Genomic DNA, 26,792 nt, shown 5'->3' with positions numbered 1-26,792 from the left:
ACCGCTTCCTCCAAGCTGTGGAAATCCATCGATGCGCTATGCCTTGCGCGAGGGCCTGTCCTTTTGCCGGGTCGAGGATCGACTGCTGTTTCTCGATCTCCCCGCCGATCGGTATTTCTGCCTGGCTCGTGATGCCGAGCGCAGCTTCGCAAGGCTGTGCGATACGGAGTGGAACAGCCAAGACGACGACCCGTCCCTCGGAGGGTTCGTCCGCAACGGCCTGCTAGTTAGGTCCGATACGGCGCAACAGCCTGCGCCCTGCCCCTCCCCGACCGCCGCGAACCGAAGCCTCTTCGGCATCACACCCGCCGCCCGCGCGGGTGACACGCTTTCCGCGATGCTTCATCTGGCGCACGCGCCACTTGAACTGCGTGCATTCGGACTCGCGGGCGCGCTGGCGCGAGCAGGTCATCGCAAGCGCCGCGCATCGGCCCGCGCGAATGCGGCGCGAATCGCCCGGGTCGCAGCCGGCTTCGAAGCGTGCAACGCGATCGTCAGCGCACATGATCGCTGCCTCCCGCGTTCGCTTGCGATCGCGCACGCACTCACCTGGACCGGTGCGCGCCCCGAACTCGTGCTTGCGGTCAAGCTCGGGCCGTTCAAGGCACATGCCTGGGTGCAATGCGAAGACATGGTGATCAACGAGCGCGTCGAGGTCACGCGTCATTTCACGCCGATCCTTGTCATATGATCAGGCCACGCTTCCTTGCAGGCCTGGGCCTTCCCGCCAATGCGGCAATGCGCCTGCGCAAACGCGTCCGCGATGCGGCGCTGACAAAGCTCGTCGACGCACCGGCCCTTTTCGTAGCGATTGCCCCGGACACGCCGATGCTCGACTTGGGCTCGGGCGCCTATATTATTGGGTCGCTGTTCACTGGGGGATCCCGCGCCGCTCTCGACGCGCTCTCCCCCGCCGCGGTTTCCGCCATCATCGGTTCTTCCGGAGAGCATCTCGTGCGGGGCTACTGGGGCGACTATGTCGCGATCCTGCCGCGCGGCGCGAGCGTGACACTGGTGCGCGCGCCGTTCGGCGCCCTCCCCTGCCTCCACATCGCCGACGGACCGGGCCGGATCGCCGCCTCGGACATCGACATGCTGCAGCTCGGCCTCGCCGAGCGTTCCGGATTGACGCTCGATTATACCGAAATTGCGCGCCAGCTGATTGCCGGCGATCTGCGGGGCAATGCCACCTGCCTCACCGGGATCGAGGAGGTGCGCGGGGGCGAGCGCCTCACGATCGGGGTCGGCGCACCGCAGCCCGAGCGGGTGTGGACGCCCTGGACCTTTGCGGCACCCGCGCGGCGGATCGACGATCGGCGCGAGGCGGATCGACGCCTTCGCGACGCGGCGAGAAGCTGCGTTGCGTTGTGCACCGCGCGCGCTTCGCGCCCGCTGCTGCTGCTGTCAGGCGGACTCGACTCCTCGATTGTCGCCGCCTGCCTGGCCGACACCGACCGCGACTTCGCCTGCCTCAACCTCGTCGCGACAAACCCCACCGGAGACGAACGCAGCTTTGCGCGCGCCATGGCCGCGCACACCGGTCGCCCCCTCCACGAGCGCGACATGGCCGATGGCGCGCCCGATATTCGTCGCCTCGCCGCGGTGCGGTTGCCGCGGCCGGTGGCGCGAAGCTTCGAGCAGCATGTCTACGCACAGGCCAGCATTGAGGCCGCCGCGCTCGGCTGCGATGCGCTCGTCGATGGCGGCGGCGGCGACAATGTGTTCAGCTCTGTACAATCGGCCTCGCCTGCTGCCGATTGCCGGCTCGATCCGGAAGGCCGCCGACATTTTTGGCGGCTGTGCGGCGATATCGCGCGCCTCGCCCAGGCCTCACGCCGCACCGTGGCCTGGCGTGCATTCCTGCGCGCGCGGCGCGCGCACACGCCCTCGCGCTGGCCGGTCGACCTGCGCTTTCTGCATCCGGATGCCGGCGCACTCTCCGTCAACGCCGTTGCGCACCCCTGGCTCGATGAAGATCGGCAGGCCTGGCCCGGGCGCGCCGCACATGTCGCGATGCTGGTTGCCGCCCAGGGCTATGCCGAGGACGGTCCGCATGGCGCGAAACGGGATGCCATCTCCCCACTCGTGTCGCAGCCCCTGATCGAGCATTGCCTGCGCATTCCGAGCTGGGACTGGTTCGAGAACGGCCGCAACCGCGCGGCAGCACGCCGCGCTTTCGAAGCGGAGCTGCCAGCCGAGGTTGCCTGGCGGGAGGGCAAGGGATCTCCCGAAAGTCTGCTCGTGACATTGTTCGAGACCCATCGCGCGATGTTGCGCGATCATCTCGGCGAAGGCCTGCTCGCGGGGGCGAGGGTCATCGACCGGGACGCGGTGATCGCGGCGATCGACGATCCGCGGCCGGCACATGGTCCGGGCTTCGGTCGCATCCTCCAGCTCGCCGATGCCGAAAGCTGGGCGCGCGGCATTCTTGGCGATCAGGGATAGCGAAGGGCGCGTTCCGCACAGGCCCGCCGCCTTCGCCTCACCGTGGGTCGCTTCCCCCCGCGGGTTCGCGCAAGGCACGCCAGCGGGCATATTGATCCTGCTTTCCGGGGTCCGGGTCTTCGACATTGCGCAGCCAGAATGCGAACCAGTCGATGTTGCGCGTATAGACCGCGAGCCGATGACGCGGCTGAACCTTGTTGTGATATTCGTCGGGATAGATGCGCATCTCGACCGGCTTGTTCGCCTCGCGCAGCGCCCCATAGGATTCGAGCGCAAGCCCCGCCTCGCGATCGGCGAGCTGGAACAGGATCGGCGTGGTGATCCGCCGCGCGTTGACCGACAGCGAGATCGGCTTCCAGTATTCGCGGTCGTTATCGACCGACAGCGGATAGCCCGAGCGGCGGTTCTCGCCGCCCCACGCCTCCCCGCCCAGCACCAGCGAGGTCAGCCTATCGTCGCAACAGGTACTCATCGCGGCGGCCTTGAACCGAGTCGAATTGACGAGGGCAAACTCGACGATCGACGCACCATCACTGAGGCCGGTGATACCGACCCGGTCCGGATCGATCGCACCGGTCGCGATCGCCTTGTCGATCCCGGCCATCAGCGCGGAATGGACGCTGCGCCGCTCGTTCCAGTCGCGCTGCAACTCGGCAAGCGCCTCGGGCCAGCTGGTGATCCCGGGCGCGACGGCGGCTACGCTCGGTGGCCGCTCAAAGCTCAGCACGGCGAACCCCTTCGCCGCGAGCGGATGGATCGGATATTCGTCGCCGGTGCCGCCGCGCAGGAAGCCGCGGCTGTGATAGCTGACCACGATCAGCGGGAGCTTGCTGGTGCCGCCATAGCCAGGCGGCAGCACGAGGTCGCCCCACGCTTCCAGCCCGCGATCTGTGGTGAAACGCAGGCGCTGTACGCGGCCGAGGCGCAGCCTCGCGAACTCGGGATTGGGATCGTAGATGAGCCGATCGCGCCCTGTCGCAACGTCGATGGCGACGATCCGGCGCGGCATCGTCGCGTTCTCGCGCCCGCAAATCAGCTCCCGCCCGGTCTGGATGCACCCGCTCAGCGTGTCGGTCGTGCGCAGCACAGTCGTCAACCGGTTGGACCCGGGTTGCCAGCGATGCAGCACGGTCTGCTCGCCGCGCCAGCCCGCACGCCCGAGAAAGAGGATGGCGCGGTCGCCTTCCGCCCAGAAAACCCGCGAGATGCGGCCCGTACAGCCGGGCAGCGTGCAAGCGGTTCGCCGCCCCCTGGCATCGCTCACCCATAGCTGGTGCTCTGCATAAGGATGGCGGCTGACTCGTTCGGTCCATGCTTGGGCACCGGTCTCAGCGGTCGCGACCCCGTCATAGGGATAGCCGGGCATCGGAGGCACCACCACGTGCGCCTGCTCGGCTGCGGTGGCCGCGCGCTGCGCGTCATTTGCAAGATCGACGCGCAGATAGCTGACCGGAAGGTCGCGCGCCCAGGGATTGGGACGCCAACTGATGTTGGGAACAACGCGCGCGTCGTAGCGCCAGCCGGCTTCGCCCTCGCGGTCGATTGCGCGCTCAGCCTCGATCCGGCTGGCGCGGGTCGCATAGACGATCGCCTTGCCGTCCGGCAGCCAGGCGAAGTCCTCGATATCGGTCGGCGAACGGGTCACCACGCTCGCGCCGCTGCCATCGGTCGCGGCGCGCACCAGCTGAACCTTCCCTTCGACCACCTTGCGATAGGCGATCGAACTACCATCGGGCGACCAAATCGGCGTGATCTGCTCGGGAAAGCCGGTATCGATGAATAGCCCCCTGAACGTCCCGGCATGGACCGGCAAAGCCCCGCCGCGGTCGAGCAACCGCGGCGCCTCCCTGCCGTCGAGCGGCATCGCCACCAGCGCGGTGCAAACCCGGTTGGTGGCCGGGTCGCCGCGCGCGATCACGAAGGCGAGTCGTCGTCCATCGGGCGAGATCGCATAGGGGCTCGTCGCGATCCCGGTCGCGATGGGTTCCCCGATATCGCGGATCCGGGCGAGATCGCGCGCGGTGATGTCGCGAACGGGTTCCGTGCCCGGCCCGTCTGGCAGCAGGTCATCGCAACGCGCCTGCGCTGACGATGCCCCACATGCCGCCACGGCGATGGCGAGCGCGCTTGCCAGCGCCCTCACCATGATTTCGTCACCGACAGGCTGAGCACACGCCCGAACGGCGAATAATTGGTGCTGTCATAGGGCGTGTCGAGGAACAGGCTGGTCGCGATCGGGTCGGGCTTGTCATTGAACAGATTCTGGGCAGACGCTGCGATATCGAGACCGTCGAACAGACCCGGCCCTGGGGGCCTGCGAAAGCGCACGGTGAGATCGAACGGCGCCATCCCGGCGACGCGTGCCGATGGCGAAGCGCGCGTGTCGCGCACCGGACCGATATAGTTGAGCGCTGCGGTAAGGCTGAGCGGACCGCCGCTCCAGCTCAGTTCACCCCGGCCGCGCAGATTCGGCGGATTGAACAGGGTGCCGGCAAGCCTGGCTTCGGGCAATTCGGGCCGGATCTGCTGATTGCTCTCAAGCCAGCTCAGATTGAGTGTCGTTGCGAGCATGCCGCCGCCGAGCGCGAATCGGTAGCGACCCAGAATGTCGAGACCGCGCGCGGTCTGTCGCCCGGCGTTGACGTTGCTGTTGTCGACGATCGCGACGACATTGGCCGGATCATAGGCGGTGCCCGACGCATTGATGAACGAAGCTGCCCCGGCGAGCACTGCGGCTTGCGCTGCGCTGGAAGGATCGAGAGTAAGGCGATCGCGATAGATCGGATCCGTCAGCGCCTGGCTGCGAAACAGGATCGGCGTCACGATCCGGTCGCGATAGTCCACGCTGAACCAACTGAGCTCGAGCGTCGCGCCGGGAAGCGATCGCGGATGGAGCGCAAGTGTCGCCGACCAGTTGGTCGAGCGTTCAGGCTCCAGATCGGCATTGCCGCCCACCAGCAGGATCGCCGTGCCGCTACCTGTGGCGCCACCCAGCGTAGCGGCGCGATAGAGGACGGCAGTACGCGGCGTATATTGCTCGTAAAGGGTCGCGGCGCGGAATGAACGCCCCCAGCTCCCCTTGAGCGAGACATCGGGGGTCGGCGCATAGATCACGCCGAACTTGGGCGTCGTCACGGTCGCGAGCCCGGGATAATGTTCGGTGCGCGCGGCGAGGCTGAGATCGAGCCGGTGGACAAATGACGCCGCCCCCGGACCCACCAGCGGCAGGCTCACTTCGGCGAAGCCATAATAGCTGTCCTGACGGCGGTCGATGCGCTCAGCTGCACCCCGGCTCGACATGCGCTCGAAGCGATTGCGGCGAAATCCTGTCCCCAGCGCGAGCTTGGCGGCCCCTCCCGGAAGGTCGATGAGCTTGCCGTTGCCCGACAGCTCGGCCGCCTCGGTGACGTTGCGATAAGCTCCCGAGCCGGCATCGATCGCGTCGAGTCCATAATAATAGGTTCCGCCATAGCGCACCCGGTTCCAGCCATAGCTGCCCGAAAGTGCGACCCGCCACTCTGCCGGCAAGGCCAGTTCGAGCGAAGGGGCGAGCGCCCAGGATTCGCTGCTGTTGCGCCCCTCGAACCGGCTCGCCGACAAATCGCCTGACGAATCGAGCGGGGAAGCGAGCGCGTGCCAGCGCTTGTTGAAGAGCCCCGTAAGGTCGAAGCGCAGCCCCGGCGCGATCTGCTGGCGCAGGGTCAGTGCGGCGTTGTGATGGCGCAGATACGGAAAGAGGGTGACACCCGGCGTCCGCGTCGCAGCATAGGAGCGCTGCTCGGCGGTGATCGGCGTGGACCGGGCATATTCATAGGCCAGGAACGCGCTGCCCGATGCCCAGGCCTGCCCGGCGGCTACACCATATTGCTGCTGGAAATTTCCGCCATCGGTCGATCCGGCGAGCCGGGCGCTGGTTTCCAGACCGTCGAAATCCCGCCGCAGCAGGATATTGACGACACCCGCCACGGCGTCCGAACCGAACAGCGCCGAAGCACCATCGGGAACGACTTCGATCCGGTCGATCGCGGCGAACGGGATCGCCGAGATGTCGACGCTCTGCAGCGCGCCATCATAGCTCAGCCGGCGGCCATCGAGCAGCGTGAGCGTCGCGTCGCTGCCCAGCCCGCGCAGATTGACCGACGATCCACCCGCGAGATCCGCGCCCTTGCCCTGCGGCACGTTCGCGCCGATCCCCGGATTCTGGCCGCCCCCGAAATTCTGCGGCAATGCGCGAAACAGGTCGGCGGCGCTTGCCTGGCCTGCGTTGCGCATCGCCTCGCTGCCAATGCTAATCGTGGTCGATGCGACGCGCCCGCCGCGGATACGCGTGCCGGTCACCGTCACCTCTTCGGTGCGCGCAGCCTGCGACACCGGACGGATGACCATGCCGGTGCCAACCGGCGCCGCCTCGAGCCCGCTGCCCGAGAGCAAGGCGGCAACCGCTTCCTCGAAGGTCAGGACCGCATCAAGCGGCGGCGCCGTGCGTCCCGCGACCAATTGGCTGTCCACCGCGACAGTCCGGCCGAACAAGGTGCCGACAGCTACAAGCGAGGTGGCGAGCGGCTGCGCCGGCAGACGGACAGAACGCCGCGCGGTGTCCTGGGCGGACACCGGCGCGATAGCGAGGCAGGCGATAGCGCCGACCGCGCACGACATCAGATAGCGATTTGACATGTCTCTCCCCGAATGGGCGCGCGTTGATCGCGTCCCTTCGAAAGGCGAGACGATGCCCGGGGCGATTTACCCTATGACTTTTTTTCGGATCGCTGTGCGACGAGCACGAGCATCGCTGGCTCCTCGCGCCGGACCTCCAGACCGAAACTGGCCGCTATCGTTGTCGCAAATCCCGCCGGATCATCGCGCCGGAACGTGCCGGTCACACGCATGCGAGGCGAGATTTGCCCTTCGATCACGATCCGGCGCCCACCGATCCGGTTGAACCGGGCCACCGCCGCGTCGAGCGGGGTCGCATCGAACGCAATCATCGGCGTGACCCACTGCATGTCGCGCATGCTAGCGGCGACGGGCATTTCGAGCGCACCGCCCGATATGAGGACTTTCTGTCCGGGCGAGAGACGGCGGACACGGCCCGCGCCATCGGCGCGCTCGCGCGCCTCGATCGCGCCCTGCAGCAGCACGATCTCGACACCTCCCGGCGCAACGGACACGTCAAAGACGGTCCCATGGGCGATCACAGTGCCAGGCCCCGCATCGACCATGAACGGACGCACCGGGTCGTGCGCGACATCGAACCGGGCCCGGCCCGCGATCAACCGCAGCCGTCGCTCGTCTGCGCGAAAATCAACGGCAAGACGCGAAGCGCGGTCGAGCGTGACGCGGGAGCCGTCCGCAAGTAAAACCGTTCGCAGGCTGTCGCCAAGAGACGCGATCTCGCGCGATGGCGAGTGCTCCAATGGAAGAAATTGCTGCACGCGCGGCATCGCCCAGACCAGGCACAGGCAGACCGCGGCTGCGAGTGCCATGCCAAACACGATGGGCTTGCGTTGTCGGCCAGGTCGCGCAAGCTCCAGATTGCGCGCGCGACCGGTCGGCGTGTTGGCGAGGAACTTGGCCTGCTCCCAGCTCCGCACGAGATGATCGTACGCTGCGGCATTCTCCGAATCGCCATACCAGGCCTCGAACTGGGACCGCGCGCCCGTGGCATCGGGGCCGCGCATGCGCGCAAACCAAGCCGCCGCGTCGTGTTCACGGCTCATCGGAGGCAGGCCTTGTCTGTTCTCCCGATCATCGTCCCAACTGCCGACCAAGACGTGCAATCGCGCGGCTCATGTGCTTCTCGACCGTCTTTACGCTCAAGCCGGTACGAAAGGCTATCTCACCATAGCTGTAGCCGTCGACCCGGTGCGCGAGGAAGATTTCGCGAGTGCGCGGTTGCAGTCCAGCCACAGCGGCCTCGAGGCGCTGGAGCATATCGCGGGCCTCGAGCGCGGCGATCGGATCCGGCGCAACGAGCGTCACATCGTCTAGGCAGATATGAAGATGCGCGGAGCGCCGCTCGGCGGCCCGGGCATCGTCGCGCAGGAGATTATGCGCCGCCTGGCGGAGATAGGCGTCCGGAGCGTCGATGGCCGGCCGGGGCGCAACATCGGTCCGCGCGAGACGCGCGAACAACCGCTGCACAATGTCTGCCGCCTGATCGGGCGTCCCTCGCCGCTCGAGAAACCGCAGCAATCTGTCTCGGTGCATGCGATACAGCATCTCGAGTCCGCCCGCCCGGGCAGGCACCCTCGCATCCTCGGGCGGCAATGGGTCCGCCTCTTCGAGCGGGACGCGGCAGATGCAATGCGAATCCAGGTTCAGACGCATGGCAGCGCCTTGCGGGCCGAGCGGCCCGCGTTCCGGTCGCGCGACCAACGCGCGACTCCCTCGCCAAAAAGCACGGGCTGTTCTCCGGCAACGAGACCGCCCGGCGCAGCCGAACGCTGGGAGCGCGACCGAAAGCTCCACCGTCGCCTTTAGCCGCGATGCGGCCTGGACATGCGCGACAGTCGTCCGGATGCGCACTCGCTCCGGCCCATCTTTCCGGTCGACGGCTCACCCGCCTCACGCGCCGCCAGAGCGGCACCCGATCAGCTTAGAGTCCGAGAAGCGCTTTGCAAGCATAGCGTGGGAGGCGACCTGGCCGGGTGTCGAGAACACATGCATGAGAACATGCGCCCGCCGCCTTTAGCCGAAGCCTGGACATGCGCGGCGGTCGCCCGGTAGGTGCAGCACATAGTATTTCGCCACTCCCCTCCCGGCTCAAGCATGCCCGCCGCGAGAAGCGGCAAAATGGGCGATTGCCGGGCCAGAACTGATGGTCCGCGGGGCCGGGTCTGGTGCAGCGATTAGATGCCGCTCGTTCAAAAGAATCGAACGCTCGCTAACCCATGTGAATCGGAGCAGTTGGAATGTGGGTTAGAGAGTGGCTGCGGGTGGGCTTTGGAGAGGCATATGACCAGGTCCGATCAGCACGCATATCTGACACGGCGAGCGCGCCAAGAACGCGACATTGCGATCTGTTGTGAAGACAATTCGGTCGCACTAACGCATTTCCGCTTCGCGGACGAATATGATCGTCGCGCCGCAACGATCGCGCTCGAACTCGAGTCTCACCAACTGCGGGCAGAACCTAGTATCTCTGGCGGACCGCAGACCACGGACTGAGCGCTCTGTGTCCCGTCCGAAGAATGGGGCGTTCTGACCCGCGTTTGGCGTGAGAGCGCAGCGTTAAACATTAAACAGGGTTACCGTCGTTCTATCACCGATCAGGTTCCTGGGCTTCGGTGGCTGAGAGATACTTCGTCTCCCGCCTGTAGCTGGAGGGAAGCACGATGGCTTCTGTCGATCAATCCGCGATGATGGCATTTGTCGAGCGCCTGCAACGGCGATCGTCGCTATCTGACGATGAATCAAATGCGCTACTCGCCATGCGGGGACGAACAACGATCGCCCGCGCGAACGTGGATATCGTTTCTCCCGATCAACATGCCAACCATGTATCGTTGATCATCGACGGATTGGTCGGCAGGTTCGGCCAGGTCATCGATGGACGGCGACAGATCACGGCGCTGCATATCGCCGGCGACATGTGCGATCTTCATTCCCTTGTTGCCCCTGCGACAGAGTGGCCGCTGCAAGCGCTGACGCCAACCGCGATCATGCAAGTGTCGCATGCCCAGCTTTTGGCCGTCGCGCGCGCCTACCCGAATATCGCCGAGGCATTTTGGCGCGACTGTTCGGTGGATGCGGCAATCCTGTCGCAATGGGTCGTCAATGTCGGTCGCCGCGACGCGCGTTCGCGGATGGCACATCTATTCTGTGAGATGGCGGTTCGGTTCGAAGACGCGGGAGACGAGTGCCGCACACACTTCACCCTGCCTATGTCGCAGACCCAACTGGGCGATGCGCTGGGCATGACATCTGTTCATGTAAATCGGACGTTGAAAGCACTACGCGAGGCAGGCCTGGTCATGATGTCGCATCACGAAGTGCGGGTGCCCTGCTGGCGGGAGCTCGCGAACGTCGCGGACTTCGACCCGCACTATCTTCAAATTCGCCTAAGTCGCGCCGCCGCAGCAGCTACGCGGCCGACGCTAGCGTCTGTGTGAAAAAATTGTTTTCCTAACATATGTTAGTTGCTGAGGGACACCGGAACCAAGCCCGTCCACAAACGCTTGAGCGCCATCCATCGCGGATGGGAGAAACGCCATGCCACGCGGCGACAAGGACAAATATACCGACAAGCAGAAGCGCAAGGCCGAGCATATCGAGGAAGGGTATGAGGATCGCGGCGTCAGCCACAAGGAAGCCGAGCGCCGCGCCTGGGCTACGGTGAACAAAGAATCGGGCGGCGGTAACAAGTCCGGCTCCGGTCGTGGCAAGAAGGACAGCCACGAAAGTGCGCGCAAGGGAGGCCGAAAAGGCGGCTCCAGCCAAAGCGCCGCCGATCGCTCTGCAGCAGCTAAAAAGGGTTGGGAAACGCGCCGCAAGAACGGCAATGGCTGACGCGGCAAAACCTGCGCCAAAGGCTGCGACCGCACAAAGCGCCGCCCACAGAGTGTCGCCCGGCACCCTGCTCGTGCGAGACATGTTGGCCAAGGGTGCGCTGCGCGAACTGGACCGGTTCGACCTGGGTGAACGCTGGGTGACACTGGCAAGCGCTCACGATGCGATCTGGGTGATTACACGCCGCGCGGACCTGGGCGGTGTGGCGCTGCGTGCGGCGTTTCTGCCTGCCGGATATGACGCGGTGGACCTGATAGAGCCCCGGCCTGGCGAAGCCGCACGGATCAGGGTCTCCAGCCTTCTCGGCATTCACCACATTGCGCTTACGCTTCACGACGAGGCCGTCCCTGTCCTGCGGGTCACCACGAGCGTCGAGCCGACCTCTCCATTGCTGACCTCATTCGTCCCGCGCGACCTCTATCCGATCGATGCGCACGGCGACCCGCTACGCGCGCGCGGCAAAGTCGAAGCCGCCCAGCGCGGGCTCAACAGCGGCGCGATTTATTTCCGGCTGGAAGAGCCAGCTTTCGGAAGCGTGCTCTACTTCCAGAACCTCACAGCGCTGAATCCCTATTTTCGCGCAACCGGCACCAAGCCGGATGGTGCCGTCGGCGGGATATGGCCCGAAATCGGCTATCTGCTTCCTACACCGCCGCAGCAGGGCACGCCGCCCGACGATCCCTTGCCCGCCGATCGATCAACCCTGCTGTCCGACGCGCTGCTCGCTTTTCACGACGACGTCGGGAGCGACGAGCAGGAGATGGCGCGTCGTTACCTGTCGCTGCTGGGTAGCGTCCTGCACAAGGTAGGCACCCCCGATTGCGCATTCCACGACTGGCCGGCGCGCGCCGAGCGGACGTTGCGTGATCTCGCGGCAGCGCCGGAGGCGACGATCCGTCATTACGGATATCGCTATCTCCATCCCTATACCGGCGCGGAATATCCCGACTCGATGGTCCAGCTCTCGGTGCTGGCGGCGATCCGCGACTATGAGGTCTGGACCGGCCAGCCGGTAGCCATCGGCGCGGATCTCGCCGCAGGGCTCGGCAAATTTTACGATCCGAAGATCAAGACGCTGCGCCGCTACCTGCCCAATGTCGGCAAGGACAAGGACAAAAACGCGGTCGATAGCTGGTATCTATATCATCCGCTCTTGCAGCTTGGTCGGCTTGCGATCGACGGCGACAAGCAGGCGATGCGGCTGTTCGAAAAATCGGTCGGTTACGGCACCAAGGCGGCGCGTCACTTCGACTACCGATGGCCGATCCAGTATGATGTGCGCGATTTCCGAGTGATCCAGGAAGCGCGCGACGACGAAGGATACGGCCAGACCGATGTCGGCGGCATTTACGCCTATGTCATGGTCCAGGCATTCGAACTGACCGACGACAAGACCTATCTCGGCGAGGCGCGCGCCGCGATCGACGCGGCCAAGGGCATGCGGTTCGAACTCAACTATCAGGCCAACCTCACCGCATGGGGTGCGGCCGCCTGTATGCGGCTGTGGCGGATCACCAGCGAGGAGCGCTATCTGCGCCAGAGCTATGTCTACCTCGCGAGCTTCTTCCACAACACCGCGATGTGGGAGTCGGAGATCGGCCATGCGCGCCACTACACGAACTTTCTCGGCGCGACCGCGCTGCACGACGCGCCCTATATGGCGATCTACGAATGTTTCGACAGCTTTGCGGCATTCGAGCGCTATCTCAAGGATAGCGGCCCAGACCTCGACCCGGCGGTTCGGCTGCTACTCAGCGAATATTGCCGCCACGCATCGAACCGCGCCTGGTATTATTATCCTGACGCGCTGCCCGAAGACGCCGTCAGCCCCGAGCAGCGCGACAAGAATGGCCATGTCGACCGCCGCCTCTCCTTTCCGGTCGAGGATCTCTATGTCGACGGGCAACAGGCGGGTCAGGTCGGGCAGGAAATCTACGGCTGCGGGGCAGCTTTTGTCTTCGCGAGCCGGTGCTTTCACCATGTCAGCGATGCGCCTTTTCGCATCTTCTGCGACCATTTCCTGCTGGCAAGCGAGCGTCCCACCGCGCGGACGATCCGATTTCAGCTGGGCGGGGCCGAAGAGCGCGAGGCGCAATTGATCCTGTTCCGTGCCGGGCGCGCGCGGCTTCCAGAGTTCACCGTATCGACATCGGTAGGCGACCGGCTTCGACCGTGCGGCAGCCATGCTGACCGCATCGAATATCGCATTCCCGCCTCCGGGCGGATCGATCTCACCTGGTGAATGGAGGAGAATGGATGTCCGATCTGGCGCAACCCCCGGTCCGCGATCTCGCAGACGCGCATACCGATAGGCCGCGCCTGCAGGGTCGCAAGGCCATCGTCACCGGCGGAACCACAGGGATCGGTCGGGCGATCGCCGTTCTGCTGGCGTCGGAAGGTGTCGACGTGTTCGTGTGCGGCCGCGATCCCCAGCATCTCGAGGACGGCCTCGCGCGGATCCGCGAAGTCGGCAAGGGCGACGGCATCAATGTCGATCTGGGCGACACCGATGGGGTCGACCACTTCGTCGAGGCGGCGCGCGACTATTTCGGCGATTTCGACATCGCCATCATCAACGCGGCGATCCCGGCGCAGGGGCTGACGACGATGGATGCGCAGGCACTGCGCTATGCCATCGCTGTCGACTTCACCGCCTATCTCACCACTGCCTATGCCGCGGCGAAGGTAATGAAGAACCGGGGCGACATCGTGTTCATCGGATCGGTCTCCGCACATCTGCTTGGCGGCGATGGAAGCGTCTATGCAGGCATGAAGGCCGGCGTCGCGGGCTTTGCCGAGGCGCTGCGCAAGGAACTGGGCCCCAAGGGTATCAAGGTGTGCAACATCGAGCCGGCCAAGACCGGCGCCGACTTTCAATATGAAAGCTACACCGCCGAGGAACAGGCACAGGCGATCAACGATGAGACGATGCTGCGCGCCGAAGACATCGCGGTCGGCGTCCATTATGTACTGACCCAGCCGCGGCGCTCGGTAGTGCAGCAGGTGGTGATCGCCCCGCGCGCCGAGGGTGCCGAATGACCCGCTACGCCATCGACCGGCTGGTCTTCGGCCCCGACGATGTAGATCTGACGCGTTCGCCGCTCGCAGGGCATTTCGATGCAGAGACCTATGTGCTCGGCGCGTTCAATCCCGGCCTTACCCGGTTGCCGAACGGCAATCTGGCAATGTTCGTCCGCGTTGCCGAGGCGCTGCGTCAACCGATCTTCGATGGTCATATCCATGCCATTCGATGGGACGCGGGTCGCTATGTGCTCGACGCCTGGCCGCTCGATCTGGTCGATACCGCCGACCCGCGCAAATTCCTGATCCGGGGCGGCCGGTGGAGGGTGATGGCGCTGACGTCCCTGTCGTGGATCCTCCCGGTTGAATTGAGTTCTGACGGGCTGCAAGTGGTTGCCGTCCATTATGACAAGGCGATCGAGCCGCAGGGCAGCTTCCAATGCTACGGCGTCGAAGATGCGCGTGTCTCCAGGGTCGGCGATCGCTGGCTGATGACCACGTGCTCGGTCAGCCCCGAACGGCACTCGACCACGCTCTACTCCTCCCGCAGCGGGCTTGACTTCGCGTTCGAGGACATTGTGCTGGACCACCAGAACAAGGACATGCTGATCTTCGAAGGTCTGATCGGAGATCGCTACTGGGCGCAGACCCGGCCACTTGGCGATCTCTACTTTGCCTACCCGCCGGGCAGCGCGTGGCGCGCCGGGCCGTCGATCAACCTTGCTACCTCTCCTGACGCGCTCCACTGGAAGCCCCACCGTCAACCCGGGATCCGTCCGCATGCGGCGACAGTAACGACCGCGCGCATGGGTGGAGGCACGCCCCCGATCCTGACCGATGCGGGCTGGCTGACCCTGTGGCACGGGGTCGAGCCCAAGGAAATCGTCGGTATCTATCGCACCTATTGGTCGATCCTTGATCGCGACGACCCATCGCGAACTGTTCGCTCCGATCATGTGCCACTGCTCGAACCGGCGCCTGAGCTTACCGCACCGCTGGAAGACAAGATGTATGTTCGCGACGTCGTGTTCACGACTGGCATCGCCGAAGAAAAGGATCATTATGTCATTGCCTCTGGCGAGGCGGATCTTGCCAGCCGCATCACCCACATACCCAAATGCACGTTCAAGTAAGCCGGTCTGGCCCGCTCGCAGGGTCAGTTCGCGGATGTGCGCGGAGGGCCCCGTACCCGCTCGGGATTCAAAGGGGTGCACGCATGGCGGCGACATGGGCGAGAGCGGGCACGGGCCGCAAGGCCCGCAGGCCGGAAACTCTTACACCATCGCGGTCAATCTCCGATGGCGCCTCCAGCTCACCGGCCTGCTTTGCAAACGGCCGCCCCATGGTGGCATTCGCGCGACCGACATGAGGCCCGGCGAGACGCTCTGGCAGGACATCCCTCCTGCCGGTGGATAGGCAAGGCCCTCGTGATCGTGGCCGGTGGCCATCGCTTCGTTCAGACGCCGATCGGCGACGCACTCATCGCCTACGCTCTGCCCAACTGATCGTTGAATAGCGAGGACCTGGAAAAAATGATCGCAATCTCGCGCGAGTCGGGAAAGGAGCCCCCGCTTCACTGCTATTGTGGTTTCCTCGAAATCTAGGCCAAGCTTGTAGATGGCCTTGACGCTGGAAATCGACCGGCGGTTGAGGCGGAGCGCGCAGGGGATGACGGCGTCAATCGATTTCATCCTCCTTGCGAACGCGGGTTACGCCCGTTTTGCCGTCGACAACTCGAGCTTGTTCTGCGCCTGTCCCGATATCTCGCTGAAGCGTGCCACCAGACCTACCGCCTTCATTCGGGGCGAGCTCCACTGCGTCGATCAGATCGCTGTCATCATGTCGGCGAGCATCTTCGGCGCGATTAGTCTTCTGATTGGTCATCTCGCGTCTCCCACACGACAAGGTAAAGGCGACGCCGACCGAAGATCATGCCCGGTAGAACCGCGCCTGCAGTAAGGCCAGTTCGCGTTGCCTGGACTACCACTTCACCCTGCTTGTGTTCCATGAGAAGCCCTGGGTCCCCTCGGGGGGCGCAAGCACACCGCGTCGTGCGCGTGAGCGAGCGGGTAGGGTCGGCACGCGGCTCTGTCCGATGCGATGCGATGCGAACGCCCTACCCCTCTTCTCGGGCCTAAATCACTGTACCCAAATTTGTGTCGTTCGACGCGTTGCGACACTGTTGCTTGTCATATGTAACCTGTTGCACGGATGCAGCTAAATGCTTGTTTTACAATATGTTAGATGGGACTCTTAATCAGCGGGTCCTTGGTTCGAGCCCAAGTGCGTCCACCATTTTCCCCTAGATCCTCGCCGCGCGTTATCCGGGTTTTGCACCGTCGGCTTTGCGACGCTAACGGCGTCTGAGACCGCGAGCTGGCGATCCTCCTCGGTTTCATTACGTCAAAAATCAGACAATCTTGGTGACCCCGATGCTGGTCGTGCTAGGCAGCGTCGCATGAGCCTCCATCTCTCGTCCCTGGTCGCTCTCGCGCTCGTGGTCCTGATGTTCGCGGTCGCGGCAATCGTCGAGAGACAGGGTGCAAAGCGCGCAAATGCGCGCTTGCGCCTAAGCGCCTACACGCTGGCGCTCGGGGTCTATTGCACCAGTTGGACCTTTTACGGCGCCGTCGGCAGCGCCGTGCGCGACGGCTGGAGCTATCTTCCGATCTACGCCGCTCCAATCCTGCTGCTGCTGGTCGCCCCGCGATTTCTGCGGCGCCTGGCCGATGCGGTGGCCGAAGAGCGCGCAACCACAGTATCCGACTTCATCGCCGCGCGATTCGGCCATGATATCGTCGTGGCGCGGCTGGTGACGACGATCGCCCTGCTCGGCACGATCCCCTATATCGCATTGCAGCTTCGCTCGATCGGCGCGGCGTTGTCGATCGTTTCCGGCGCGGACGTCAGCGTGCCCGCAATGCTGGTCGCCGCGCCGCTGCTTGCGATCTTCGCCGCGCTGTTCGGTGCGCGACGGTTCGAACTGGCCGGACGCAGCGAGGGACTGCTCTACGCGATCGCGCTCGAATCCGTCATCAAGCTGCTGGCGCTGGTGCTTGTGGCGGGCATCGCGATCATGGTGATCGCGAACGCCGACGCTGCGGCGTTGCAGGGCGGGCTCGAGCGGTTCCAGCATAGCTTCCGTGCGGATCGCATGTCACTTGAAGTCGCGATCATCTTCCTGATCGCCATGCCCGCGATCATCGTCCTGCCCCGGCAATTCTATATGGGTCTGGTCGAGGCACGCCAGCCGGGCGATTTCGTCCGGGCCCGCTTCGGGCTGGCGGCGTATCTGGGCCTGATGGCGGTGGTGATCCTCCCGATCGCGCTGGCCGGCACGATGCTGCTCGACCCGAGCGTTTCTCCCGACGTGTACGTCCTGGAACTGCCGGCCGCGCGGGAGCAGGGCCTCGTTCTTGCGGCGGCGCTGCTGGGCGGGGTCAGCGCCGCGGCGTCGATGGCGATCGTGGACTCCACGGCGCTCGCGACGATGGTGTCGAACGACCTGCTTTTCCCCACGCTGGTGCGGCGACGCGTGCTGGCCAGCGCGGGAACTTCGGGAGCGATGGGCCAGCGGATGCTCCGGCTGCGCCGCGCCACGATCCTCGTCATCATGCTGTTGGGCCTTGCCTGGGCGCTCCTCGTGTCGTCGCAGGACACGCTCGCATCGATCGGCCTGATCGCCTTTGCGGCGATGGCGCAGTTCGTCCCGCACCTCATCCTCGCGGCGACGGGCAAGAACCGCGATGCGCTGGCGGCGCGGGCGAGCCTGTGCGCCGGGCTGATCTTCTGGCTCTATACGCTGGCGCTCCCGCCAGTGCTCCCGGAAAGCTTCATCGCCGCGCTGAAGGGCACGCTGATCGACCCGACCAATCTGCTGGGCATCGGGTCGGCGACGCCGCTCACCCATGGGGTGATCTGGAGCGTCGGCGCCAACCTCGCCGTCTTCGGGGCGATCGCAGCACGCGGACTGAAGACACCGCAGCTTCCGCGCATGTTTGGCGGCGAACGTCTGATCAGCAATCAGCGCGATCTGGTGCAGCTTACCGGCAGTTTCGTGGGTCGGGAGGAAGCCGAGCGGGCGTTCAGCGGAGTCGATCCGGCGGCGCCGGTCGACCGGCGCTCGGCACGCCGCGCGCGCACACTGATCGCGCAGGTAGTGGGATCGTCATCGGCGCGCGCGCTGGTGGCCTCTGCGCTGGCGGGCGGAAAGTTGAGCGTGCACGACGTCGCGCGCCTGCTCGATGAGGGCGGGGCGAGCCTGCAATTTTCGCGCAAGCTGCTGGCCTCGACGTTCGAGAATATCGATGCCGGCATCAGCGTTGTCGACGCCGACCTCAACCTCGTTGCGTGGAACAGCCGCTATCTCGACCTGTTCGATTACCCGCCCGACATGGTCTATGTCGGCGCACCGGTCGCGGCGCTGATCCGGCACAATGCGCGCCATGGCGACTTCGGACCCGGCGATGTCGAAATGCATGTTCGCAAGCGGCTCGATCACCTCCGCAACGGCCAGCCGCATCATTTCGAACGGCAACGGCATGATGGAAAGACGATCAAGACCGTGGGCGGTCCGATGCCCGGCGGGGGCTATGTCATGTCGTTCACAGACATCAGTGAGGAAGCGCGTATGCGCGCCGCGCTGCGCACGACGCTGAACGAGCTTGAGCATCGGGTCGAGCAGCGCACGATGGAACTGCGCGACGCCAACCAACGGCTTGCGGCGGCCGACCGCGACAAGACCCGCTTTCTGGCGGCCGCCAGCCATGACCTGCTCCAGCCGCTCCACGCGGCACGCCTGTTCACCAATGCGCTGAGCCGGGACGCGACGCCAGGACAGACCGGCCTGCTGAGCCAGGTCGAACAGTCCTTGCTGGCGGCGGAGGACCTGCTGCGCTCGCTGCTCGACATAAGCAGGCTCGATGCGGGCGGGGTGACGCCCGAACCTGTCCGTATCCCGCTCCGGCCGTTCCTGTCGGAACTGAGCGAGAGCTTCCGCCCCACTGCGCTAGGCAAAGGGTTGAGCCTCCGCGCCGTCAATCTGCGGGGAACCGTGCAGTGCGACGTCGGGCTGCTACGCTCGGTTCTCCAGAACATCCTCAGCAATGCGGTGCGCTACACGGAACGCGGCGGCGTCCTGATCGGCGTTCGCAGGCGCGGTGCCTGTTGGCGGATCGATATCATCGATACCGGCGTCGGCATTCCACCCGATCAGGTCTCGCAGATTTTCGCCGAATTCACCCGGCTTGGCACCGTCGAGGCGGAAGGACTTGGCCTGGGACTGGCGCTCGTGCGCAGGATCGTGCCGCTGATCGGCGGACAATTGGACGTGCGGTCGCGGCCCGGGCGCGGCAGTTGCTTCAGCCTGACGCTCCCGGCGCATGACGATGTGCCTTTGCCGCCGCCGATCGTGACCGAGCCCCGCCTCGCGCATCGGTCGCTCAGCGTGCTGGTCGTCGATGACGATCCGCGCATCGTGGCGGCCACGATCGCGCTGCTCGAAGCGCTCGGTCATCGCGGGATCGGCGTGGGTACGACCCGCGACGCGTTGGCGGCTGTCGACGGCATCGACGCCGCGCTGGTCGATTATCGGCTAGGCGCGGAGCAATCCGGGCTCGCGCTGATCGCAAAACTGCGCGCGCGCCGCCCCGAACTCGCTACCCTGCTGGTCACAGCGGAGCGTGGTGCCGAAGTTCGCGTGCGTGCACGTGCGCTTGGCGTGGACGTCGTCGCCAAGCCGGCCAACCCGGCGGCGATCGAAGCCTTTTTGAGCCGTGCGTCAGTCCCGCAGATCGATCCCGAGTGAACGTACGACGAGCGCGGCCTGGGTCCTGGTGCGCACATCGAGCTTGCGCATGATCGCGGTCATATGAACCTTGACCGTGGCTTCGCTGATGCCGAGCCGGTGTGCGATCTGCTTGTTGAGCTGACCGTCCAGCACGGCGAGAAGGACCTTGAGCTGGGTCGGCGTGAAACTCGCAACCGCCTCCCGAACGCGCTCCAACGGCTGCGCGTCGCCCATGGGGGGGCGTGGGGCGGCATGGTCGAGCGCGCGGGCAATCGCCGCCTCGATCGCACCAAGATCGCTGCCCTTGTCAAGATACCCGGCCGCGCCGGCTTCGGTTGCTTCCTGGGCGGCCGCCGGGCCCGCGCTCGAGATGACGAGGATCGGGACGTCCGGGCATTCGTCGCGAAGGAGCTCGATACTCGAATAGCCGGTTGCGCCGGGCATCTTAAGGTCGAGCAGGATGAGCTTCAGTTGCGGCGCCGATGCCGCCATGGTCGCCGCCGCCGCGAGCGATCCGGCTTCGAGGATGGCGGCATCGGGAACGACGCGCCCCACCGCAAGCCGCAGCGCCTGGCGAAACAGTGGATGGTCGTCTGCAATCAGAATCGATCCGCCCAAGCCCGATACCCCCCGCCTTGACCGCGAAATGTGCGACCGACGCCATCCCCCATGCCCTAGCGCCATGCCGTCTGCGAGTCATGTAGTGTAACGGCAGGCGTCATGCTCCACCTTCGGCAGACGAACAAAGCTCTATCGGCAAACCCCGTCCATCTACGACCTTTGTCGCAATGGTCTCGCATAGAGTCGCGCGGCATGATCGTCGTCGCTTCGGGCCGCTTCGGCGGGACAGAAGGTGACATGATCGGGGGAGCTAGGGTGCATGGCGACGGCGTTTGAGGATATTGATCACGATCCCAAAGCCACCCAGAGCGAGAAGCTGGTCATCGCCGCGTCCTCGCTCGGCACGGTGTTCGAGTGGTATGACTTCTACCTCTACGGGCTGCTCGCGACGATCATCTCGGCGCAATTCTTCTCGGGCGTGAACGAGACGACGGGGTTCATCTTCGCGCTCGCCGCCTTTGCCGCCGGGTTCGCGGTGCGACCGTTCGGTGCGCTCGTCTTCGGGCGGATCGGCGATCTGGTCGGGCGCAAGAACACCTTCCTCGTCACCATGGGCCTGATGGGCGGCGCGACCTTTGTCGTCGGCCTGCTCCCCTCCTATGCGACGATCGGGGTTGCGGCGCCGATCCTGCTCGTGATGATGCGGCTGGTCCAGGGGCTGGCGCTGGGCGGCGAATATGGTGGCGCCGCCACCTATGTCGCGGAACATGCGCCCAACAACAAGCGCGGCCTCTATACCAGCTTCATCCAGACGACCGCGACGCTCGGCCTGTTCGCGGCGCTGCTCGTGGTGATCGGCACGCGCATGGCTGTGGGCGAAGAGGCGTTCCGCGACTGGGGCTGGCGCGTGCCGTTCCTCGTGTCGATCATCCTGCTCGGCGTATCGCTGTGGATCCGGATGCAGCTCGAAGAGAGCCCGGTATTCGCCAAGATGAAGGCCGAGGGCACGACGTCGAAGGCGCCGCTGACCGAGGCGTTCGGGCGCTGGAGCAACGCGAAATGGGTGTTGGTCGCGCTGCTCGGCGCGGTCGCGGGCCAGGCGGTGGTCTGGTACACCGGCCAGTTCTACGCGATGTTCTTCCTGGAAAAGATGCTGATGGTGGATGGCGCCACTACCAACGTCCTGATCGCGATCGCGCTGGTGATCGGCACGCCCTTTTTCATCTTCTTCGGCTGGTTGTCGGACAGGATCGGGCGCAAGCCGATCATCATGGCGGGCTGTGCGCTGGCGGTGCTGACCTATTTTCCGGCGTTTCATGCGCTGTCGGAAGCGGCCAATCCCGCGCTGGCCCGCGCGGTGGCGACCGCGCCGGTCACGGTGGTCACCAATGGTGACGATTGCTCGCTCCAGTTCGATCCGGTCGGCGGCAACAAGTTCGACAGCAAGAGCTGCGACATCGCCAAGGCATTCCTCGCCAAGAACGCCATCAGCTATCAGAGCGTCGATGCCCCAGCCGGAACCGTCGCCATGGTCCGCATCGGGGATGCAAGCTTCACCGCGCCTGATCCGGCACAGGTTAGCGGCGAGCAGCGCAAGACCGCGATCGCCGGCTTCCAAGGCGAATTGAAGGCGGCGCTCACCGCCGCAGGCTACCCGTCAAAGGCCGATCCGGCGGCGATCAACAAGCCGTTGGTCGTCGCGATCCTGACCTGGCTCGTGCTGCTGGTGACGATGGTTTACGGCCCGATCGCGGCGATGCTGGTCGAGCTGTTTCCAACCCGTATCCGCTACACATCGATGTCGCTGCCCTATCATATCGGCAATGGCTGGTTCGGCGGGTTCCTGCCCACCACCGCCTTCGCGATGGTCGCTGCGACGGGGGATATTTATTACGGCCTCTGGTATCCGATCGTCGTCGCCGGACTGACGCTGATCGTGGGGCTGTTATTCCTGCCTGAAACGTTCAAGCGCCCCCTCGAACAGGAGTGAGGGGGACGGCGCCCTTTTTTTACGCCACATGACACCGGTATCAAAATGACACCGGTATCAATATAAGTTAGTCAGAGGGGAGTGATGACATGACGAAAATGGCATTAGCGGTCAGAATCGCGGCGCTCAGTTCGACCGCACTTATTCCGTCGGCGTTGGCGCAACAGGCCGAACCCGTCCCGGTTGAAGAAACGACGGAAGAAGAGGTTGTCGTCACCGGTATCCGATCCTCACTCGAGGATGCGCTCGACATCCGGCGAAAGGCCGATGTGATCCTCGACGGCATCTCCGCCGACGATATCGGCAGCACCCCCGACCTGAACCTGGGCGAAGCGTTGCAGCGCATTCCCGGCGTTCAGATCAACCGATCCGCCGACCGCCGTGACGCATCGATCAGCGTGCGCGGCCTTCCCAGCCAATATACCAAGACCACGGTGATGGGGCAGAGCATCGCGACGCCGACCTTCGGCACGCGCGGCAATGGCAACCCGTTCGGAATCTTCGACGCCGCGATCTTCAGTGGCGCGGACGTCATCAAATCGTTCACGGCCGAGATCCCCGCGGGTGGCCTTGCATCCAATGTCGACTTGCGCCTGCGCTCGGCCCTGTCGCGCAAGGAAGGGCTCGTCGCGCGCGCGGAACTGCAATATGAAGAGACGACCGAAGACGCCAATCCCGGCTATTTCCTCTCGGCGGTGAAGCGCATCACGCCCAGTTTCGGCGTCTATGCCACTGGCTCCTACTCCAAGCAGAGCTTTCGCCGGGATACGATCCGGGTCAATTCCTACACCTCGTTCAGCGCCGCGCGCCGCGCGCAACTCGCGGCCGACGATCCTGCGTTCGACATTCCGGCAACCGATGCGAACGGAGTGGCGAACGATATCGTCTTCCCCTCCGAAATACGCCAGATTTCCCAAACCAATGAAGGCTATCGTCTGTCGGCCGGCGCGGGGATGGAGTGGGAGATCTCCGACGCGCTCAAGGTCCGCGTCGATGGCATCTACACACGACGCGACCTGTCCGACGCCAATCTCGACCTTCTTATCGCCTTTCCCCAGGACGCGACCGGCGTCGTGACCCCCCTCTCCGCCCCCGTATCGCTCGGGCAGTTCGATCGCGGCTCGAACGGCTCGGTCGAGAATGTCTATGTCGTCAATCAGATCGCGGCGAGCGATTTCGCGATTCCGATCGGCAATCGCAACTTCCCCTCGGTCGACCAGAGCTGGGCGATTTATCCGCAAATCAATTTCCGCAACGACGACTGGGCCGTCGACTTCGTCGGTACATGGTCGAAGGCATTGGGCGACCGTCGCGAATTTCTGTACGAGCAGCGGATCCAGCCCAATAGCGGCCGGGTCGACGCAAATGGCGACGGAATCGACGATAATGGCAACGGCGCCTATGCGATCATCAACACGGGTCTCGGCAACTACCGGGATTTCCTGTTCGACCTGACCGTCCCCAACGCACTGCTGGACGTCGGCAATGGCACCTACACGGTCAGCGCGGGCAATGCGATCCAGGCGCGCAACTCGATCAGACCGCAAAATGTGGTGTTTACCGCCAGCGGCAACGGCGTCCGGGTCAAGCGCGACATGCTCGCCGCCGACTTCAAGGTCGAGCGGTTCCTCGACTTCGGGCCGTTCACCAGCGTCAAGATCGGCGGCTATTATTCGCGCGAGACCGCAGATCAGACGCTCCAGGAAAACGCCAATCTCGGCACGCAGTTGAACAACCTCTCGAACAACATCTTCAAGCTCAATGACGCCGTTACCTCGGGCGGCACCTTCTTCGGCGGCGGGGCCCCGGGAGCGGAGTTCGCCAATTTCTATTCGCTCGACATCCGCAACGTCGAAGCGGCGATCTATCCGGTGCTCGGCACCATTCCGCCGGGGGTCAATTTTGCACCGAACGCAGCGCAACTCGCGGCATTCTTCCCCGAACTGACCCCGGCGGCACGCAGCCGGATCACCTATGCCAATATTCTGGCCCTAGCGCCGCGCAATTCGCTCACCGGCTTCGTTCAGCGGTTCCCGCTCAATCGCGTACAGGGCCAGAATTTCAATTCCGACCGCGACAATCTCGAACTCTTCGCAATGACCAGGTTCGATCTTGAAAAGTGGCAGGGCATCCCGCTCCGCGGCAATGTCGGTATGCGCTACGTCCGCTCCAATCTGTCCGGCATCACTCGCGATCAGGCGCTCGATTTCTACACCGCGCTCGGCTTTACCGAGGCCGATTTCCGGCCGGGCTATTTCCTGCCGCCCGAACCGGCGACCGGAAAGTACAGCGCCTGGCTGCCCTCGGCGAACCTGATCTATGAGATTACGCCCAATCTGGTCGCGCGTGCCGCCTATTACGAGACCTTCGAAGCGTTCGACCTGGTCGAGTTCAGCCCTGCCCCGACCCGCATTCTCGAGGACGTGGATCCGGACGCGGGCGACACGGTCAATTCGGTGCGGATCGACGTCAACCGGTTCGGGCTTCAGCCGCGCAGTTCGCGCGCGTTCGATCTCGGCATCTCCTGGTACAACCGCCCCGGAAGCGTGATCGCACTCGGCTATTTCAACAAGCGGGTGACCAACGACATTCTGACGCTCAACAATTTCTGCCCGGCGGGTCAGAACTTCACGATCGAGGGCCAGACCTTCGGGCCGTTGTTCATCGACGGCGCAGGGCGGTGCCGCATTGACCAGGGGCAACCGATCGAGACCGCGAACCAGCGCATCGTCATCAACCAGATCGTGAACAATCCCGATGCGATCACGGTCAACGGGCTGGAATTCCAGATCCAGCAGCGCTTCGACTTCCTGCCCGGCTTCCTCGCCAACACCGGCGGCGTGTTCAATTATACCCGTGTCCGGTCAGGCGGTGCGAACGGCACCAAGCTCTACAATGTCGCCAACGATACCTATAATATCATCGGCTATTATGAGGACCGGACGGTCCAGCTGCGCGTCGCGTACAACCATGCCTCGGATATCGAACTGGCGGGCGGTTCGACCTTCACGGGCAGCGCGAGTCGGGTCCGGCCGCGCGGGCAGCTCGATTTTTCCGGCGCGTTGAAGCCGAGCAAATGGCTCGAGTTCCGGCTTGAGGTATACAACATCACCAATTCGCGGCGCGAGGAATATGAGGGCGATCCGCGCCTCAATCGGGTGGCCGATTTCGACGGGCGCACCGGATCGGTAAGCGTGACGGTGAAGTTCTGATGCCGGGTCCGTCGATCGCATCTCTCGTTCGGGCGTTGGCCATCGGCAGCGTGCTGTCGATGGCCTCCCCGGTCGCCACCGCCGCAACCCCGGCGCTGGCACGGTGCAACGGCGCGGAAGGGTATCTCGCCAGCGGCCAGCGCACTTTCCTGTGGCGCCCCGAATGGCTTGCGATGCAACGCCAGGCAATTGCGGGGGATGCCGCCCTGCGGGCACGGCTCGTGCGCAGCGCCGATGCGGCGCTACGTCGGGGGCCATATAGTGTCACCGACAAGCCGGCCGCGGCGGGAAGTGGCGACAAGCGCGATTACCTCTCGATCGGACCCTATTGGTGGCCGGACCCGTCAAAGCCCTCGGGCGAGCCGTATCTTCGCCGTGACGGTCGGGTGAATCCGGAACGCAATGGGGAGCGGTTCGACGCCCAGCGGCTCGGTGCCTTCGCCCGCGATGTCGAGACGCTGGCGCTGGCGTGGCACGTGACCGGCGACCGCCGCTATGCCGAACACGCCGCAAAGCTGCTACGCACCTGGTTCGTCGCCCCGGCAACGCGCATGAACCCCAATCTCGACTATGCGCAGGCAGTGCCCGGCAAATCGGCCGGGCGGCCCGAGGGGATCATCGAGGCAACGCGGCTGGTTCCCGTGATCGAGGCGATCGGCGTACTCGGCCCGAGCAGGGCGATCGGGGCCGAGGACCAGCGCGCGATCGAGAAGTGGTTCGCCGACTTCGCGACCTGGATGGCGACGAGTCCCAATGGCACGGGCGAGCGCGCGGCGAAGAACAATCACGGCATCTATTACGACATGCTGCTGGGCCAGTTTGCGCTGTTCGCGCGGATGGACAAGGTGACCCAGCGATTGGCGCAGGAGTTCGCAACCCGCCGTCTCGCCCCGCAGATCGATGCCGAAGGCACGCTTCCCGCCGAGACCGCCCGAACGCGAAGCTGGCATTATTCGGCCTTTACGCTGCGCGCAGCGGTTCAGATGGCGATGCTGGGCGAATGTGTCGGTGTCGATCTGTGGCAAGGCGACGAACGCGCCAACCCGTTGCGCCGGGCGGTCAGCTACTTGGCAGGCTATCGCACCCGGCTGGACGACTGGCCATTCAAGGATATCGACCTGTCAAATCCCCAGCGACGCGACCGCGCGCTGCGCGAGAGCGATACGATGCTCGAGATGGCTTCATGGGGCTTTCGCGACGCGCGTTTCGCGCCTCCGCAAGGTCCCGTCGACACGCTCTGGCTCGCCCCCTACCCGCGATGATGGAA

General features: G+C 64.8%; 17 protein-coding genes. 11 read left to right on the top strand and 6 right to left on the bottom strand.

The features are described from left to right. Nucleotides 1–31: 31 nt before the first annotated feature. Both FPZ54_RS03370 and FPZ54_RS03365 read left to right on the top strand, forming a co-directional pair. The gene (locus FPZ54_RS03370; protein WP_145844975.1) at nucleotides 32–691 is read left to right on the top strand and encodes a lasso peptide biosynthesis B2 protein; all 660 of its coding nucleotides are present in this window, start codon (nucleotides 32–34) and stop codon (nucleotides 689–691) included. After that, nucleotides 688–2,445 (top strand): asparagine synthase-related protein, encoded by a 1,758-nt coding sequence (locus tag FPZ54_RS03365; RefSeq protein WP_186456898.1) that lies wholly within the window; start codon nucleotides 688–690, stop codon nucleotides 2,443–2,445. Before FPZ54_RS03370 ends, FPZ54_RS03365 begins: the two co-directional genes overlap by 4 nt. A 37-nt stretch (nucleotides 2,446–2,482) precedes the next feature. Here FPZ54_RS03365 and FPZ54_RS03360 read toward each other — a convergent pair whose 3' ends face one another. From FPZ54_RS03360 to FPZ54_RS03345, 4 genes are all read right to left on the bottom strand, one after another. Continuing rightward, nucleotides 2,483–4,591, bottom strand: coding sequence for an Atxe2 family lasso peptide isopeptidase (locus FPZ54_RS03360; RefSeq protein ID WP_145844971.1), 2,109 nt, complete (start codon nucleotides 4,589–4,591; stop codon nucleotides 2,483–2,485). Further along, nucleotides 4,585–7,119 (bottom strand): TonB-dependent receptor, encoded by a 2,535-nt coding sequence (locus tag FPZ54_RS03355; RefSeq protein ID WP_145844970.1) that lies wholly within the window; start codon nucleotides 7,117–7,119, stop codon nucleotides 4,585–4,587. Before FPZ54_RS03355 ends, FPZ54_RS03360 begins: the two co-directional genes overlap by 7 nt. A 71-nt stretch (nucleotides 7,120–7,190) precedes the next feature. Further along, the gene (locus FPZ54_RS03350) at nucleotides 7,191–8,162 is read right to left on the bottom strand and encodes a FecR family protein (protein WP_145844968.1); all 972 of its coding nucleotides are present in this window, start codon (nucleotides 8,160–8,162) and stop codon (nucleotides 7,191–7,193) included. Between the two features lie 28 nt (nucleotides 8,163–8,190). After that, a complete protein-coding gene (locus FPZ54_RS03345; protein ID WP_145844966.1) occupies nucleotides 8,191–8,772 on the bottom strand; it encodes an RNA polymerase sigma factor in 582 nt (193 codons plus the stop codon). A gap of 1,007 nt (nucleotides 8,773–9,779) precedes the next feature. Here FPZ54_RS03345 and FPZ54_RS03340 point away from each other — a divergent pair. From FPZ54_RS03340 to FPZ54_RS03320, 5 genes are all read left to right on the top strand, one after another. Then, nucleotides 9,780–10,556: a Crp/Fnr family transcriptional regulator gene (locus FPZ54_RS03340; RefSeq protein ID WP_239019695.1), complete on the top strand. Its 777-nt coding sequence runs from the start codon at nucleotides 9,780–9,782 to the stop codon at nucleotides 10,554–10,556. A gap of 100 nt (nucleotides 10,557–10,656) precedes the next feature. Beyond that, complete coding sequence (locus FPZ54_RS03335) at nucleotides 10,657–10,953, top strand: plasmid stabilization protein (protein ID WP_145844964.1); 297 nt, start codon at nucleotides 10,657–10,659, stop codon at nucleotides 10,951–10,953. Beyond that, nucleotides 10,946–13,195 (top strand): hypothetical protein, encoded by a 2,250-nt coding sequence (locus tag FPZ54_RS03330; RefSeq protein WP_145844963.1) that lies wholly within the window; start codon nucleotides 10,946–10,948, stop codon nucleotides 13,193–13,195. Before FPZ54_RS03335 ends, FPZ54_RS03330 begins: the two co-directional genes overlap by 8 nt. 14 nt (nucleotides 13,196–13,209) lie before the next feature. After that, complete coding sequence (locus FPZ54_RS03325; protein ID WP_145844962.1) at nucleotides 13,210–13,992, top strand: SDR family oxidoreductase; 783 nt, start codon at nucleotides 13,210–13,212, stop codon at nucleotides 13,990–13,992. Beyond that, nucleotides 13,989–15,107: a glycoside hydrolase family 130 protein gene (locus FPZ54_RS03320; RefSeq protein ID WP_145844961.1), complete on the top strand. Its 1,119-nt coding sequence runs from the start codon at nucleotides 13,989–13,991 to the stop codon at nucleotides 15,105–15,107. The genes FPZ54_RS03325 and FPZ54_RS03320 overlap by 4 nt, the downstream gene beginning before the upstream one ends. A 544-nt stretch (nucleotides 15,108–15,651) precedes the next feature. Here FPZ54_RS03320 and FPZ54_RS19720 read toward each other — a convergent pair. Then, on the bottom strand, nucleotides 15,652–15,858 hold the full coding sequence (locus FPZ54_RS19720; protein ID WP_186456897.1) for a hypothetical protein: 207 nt from the start codon (nucleotides 15,856–15,858) through the stop codon (nucleotides 15,652–15,654). 574 nt (nucleotides 15,859–16,432) lie between these two features. On the opposite strand from FPZ54_RS19720, the gene FPZ54_RS03310 reads away from it, so the two are divergent. Beyond that, the gene (locus FPZ54_RS03310; RefSeq protein WP_145844958.1) at nucleotides 16,433–19,780 is read left to right on the top strand and encodes a PAS-domain containing protein; all 3,348 of its coding nucleotides are present in this window, start codon (nucleotides 16,433–16,435) and stop codon (nucleotides 19,778–19,780) included. Here FPZ54_RS03310 and FPZ54_RS03305 read toward each other — a convergent pair. Then, complete coding sequence (locus FPZ54_RS03305) at nucleotides 19,754–20,380, bottom strand: response regulator transcription factor (protein ID WP_145844956.1); 627 nt, start codon at nucleotides 20,378–20,380, stop codon at nucleotides 19,754–19,756. The genes FPZ54_RS03310 and FPZ54_RS03305 overlap by 27 nt on opposite strands. Before the next feature lie 262 nt (nucleotides 20,381–20,642). Here FPZ54_RS03305 and FPZ54_RS03300 point away from each other — a divergent pair, with 262 nt between their 5' ends. From FPZ54_RS03300 to FPZ54_RS03290, 3 genes are all read left to right on the top strand, one after another. Beyond that, nucleotides 20,643–22,313 carry an MFS transporter gene (locus tag FPZ54_RS03300; RefSeq protein WP_145844955.1) on the top strand — a complete coding sequence of 557 codons (1,671 nt, stop codon included), beginning with the start codon at nucleotides 20,643–20,645 and terminating at the stop codon, nucleotides 22,311–22,313. Between the two features lie 89 nt (nucleotides 22,314–22,402). Further along, nucleotides 22,403–25,525: a TonB-dependent receptor gene (locus FPZ54_RS03295; RefSeq protein WP_145844953.1), complete on the top strand. Its 3,123-nt coding sequence runs from the start codon at nucleotides 22,403–22,405 to the stop codon at nucleotides 25,523–25,525. Then, complete coding sequence (locus FPZ54_RS03290) at nucleotides 25,525–26,787, top strand: alginate lyase family protein (protein WP_145844952.1); 1,263 nt, start codon at nucleotides 25,525–25,527, stop codon at nucleotides 26,785–26,787. The genes FPZ54_RS03295 and FPZ54_RS03290 overlap by 1 nt, the downstream gene beginning before the upstream one ends. Nucleotides 26,788–26,792: the final 5 nt, after the last annotated feature.

This window comes from Sphingomonas suaedae (assembly GCF_007833215.1).
GTDB lineage: Bacteria > Pseudomonadota > Alphaproteobacteria > Sphingomonadales > Sphingomonadaceae > Sphingomonas > Sphingomonas suaedae.
The sequence above is the reverse complement of the archived record's forward strand: the minus strand, read 5'-3'. Positions and strand labels throughout refer to the sequence as shown.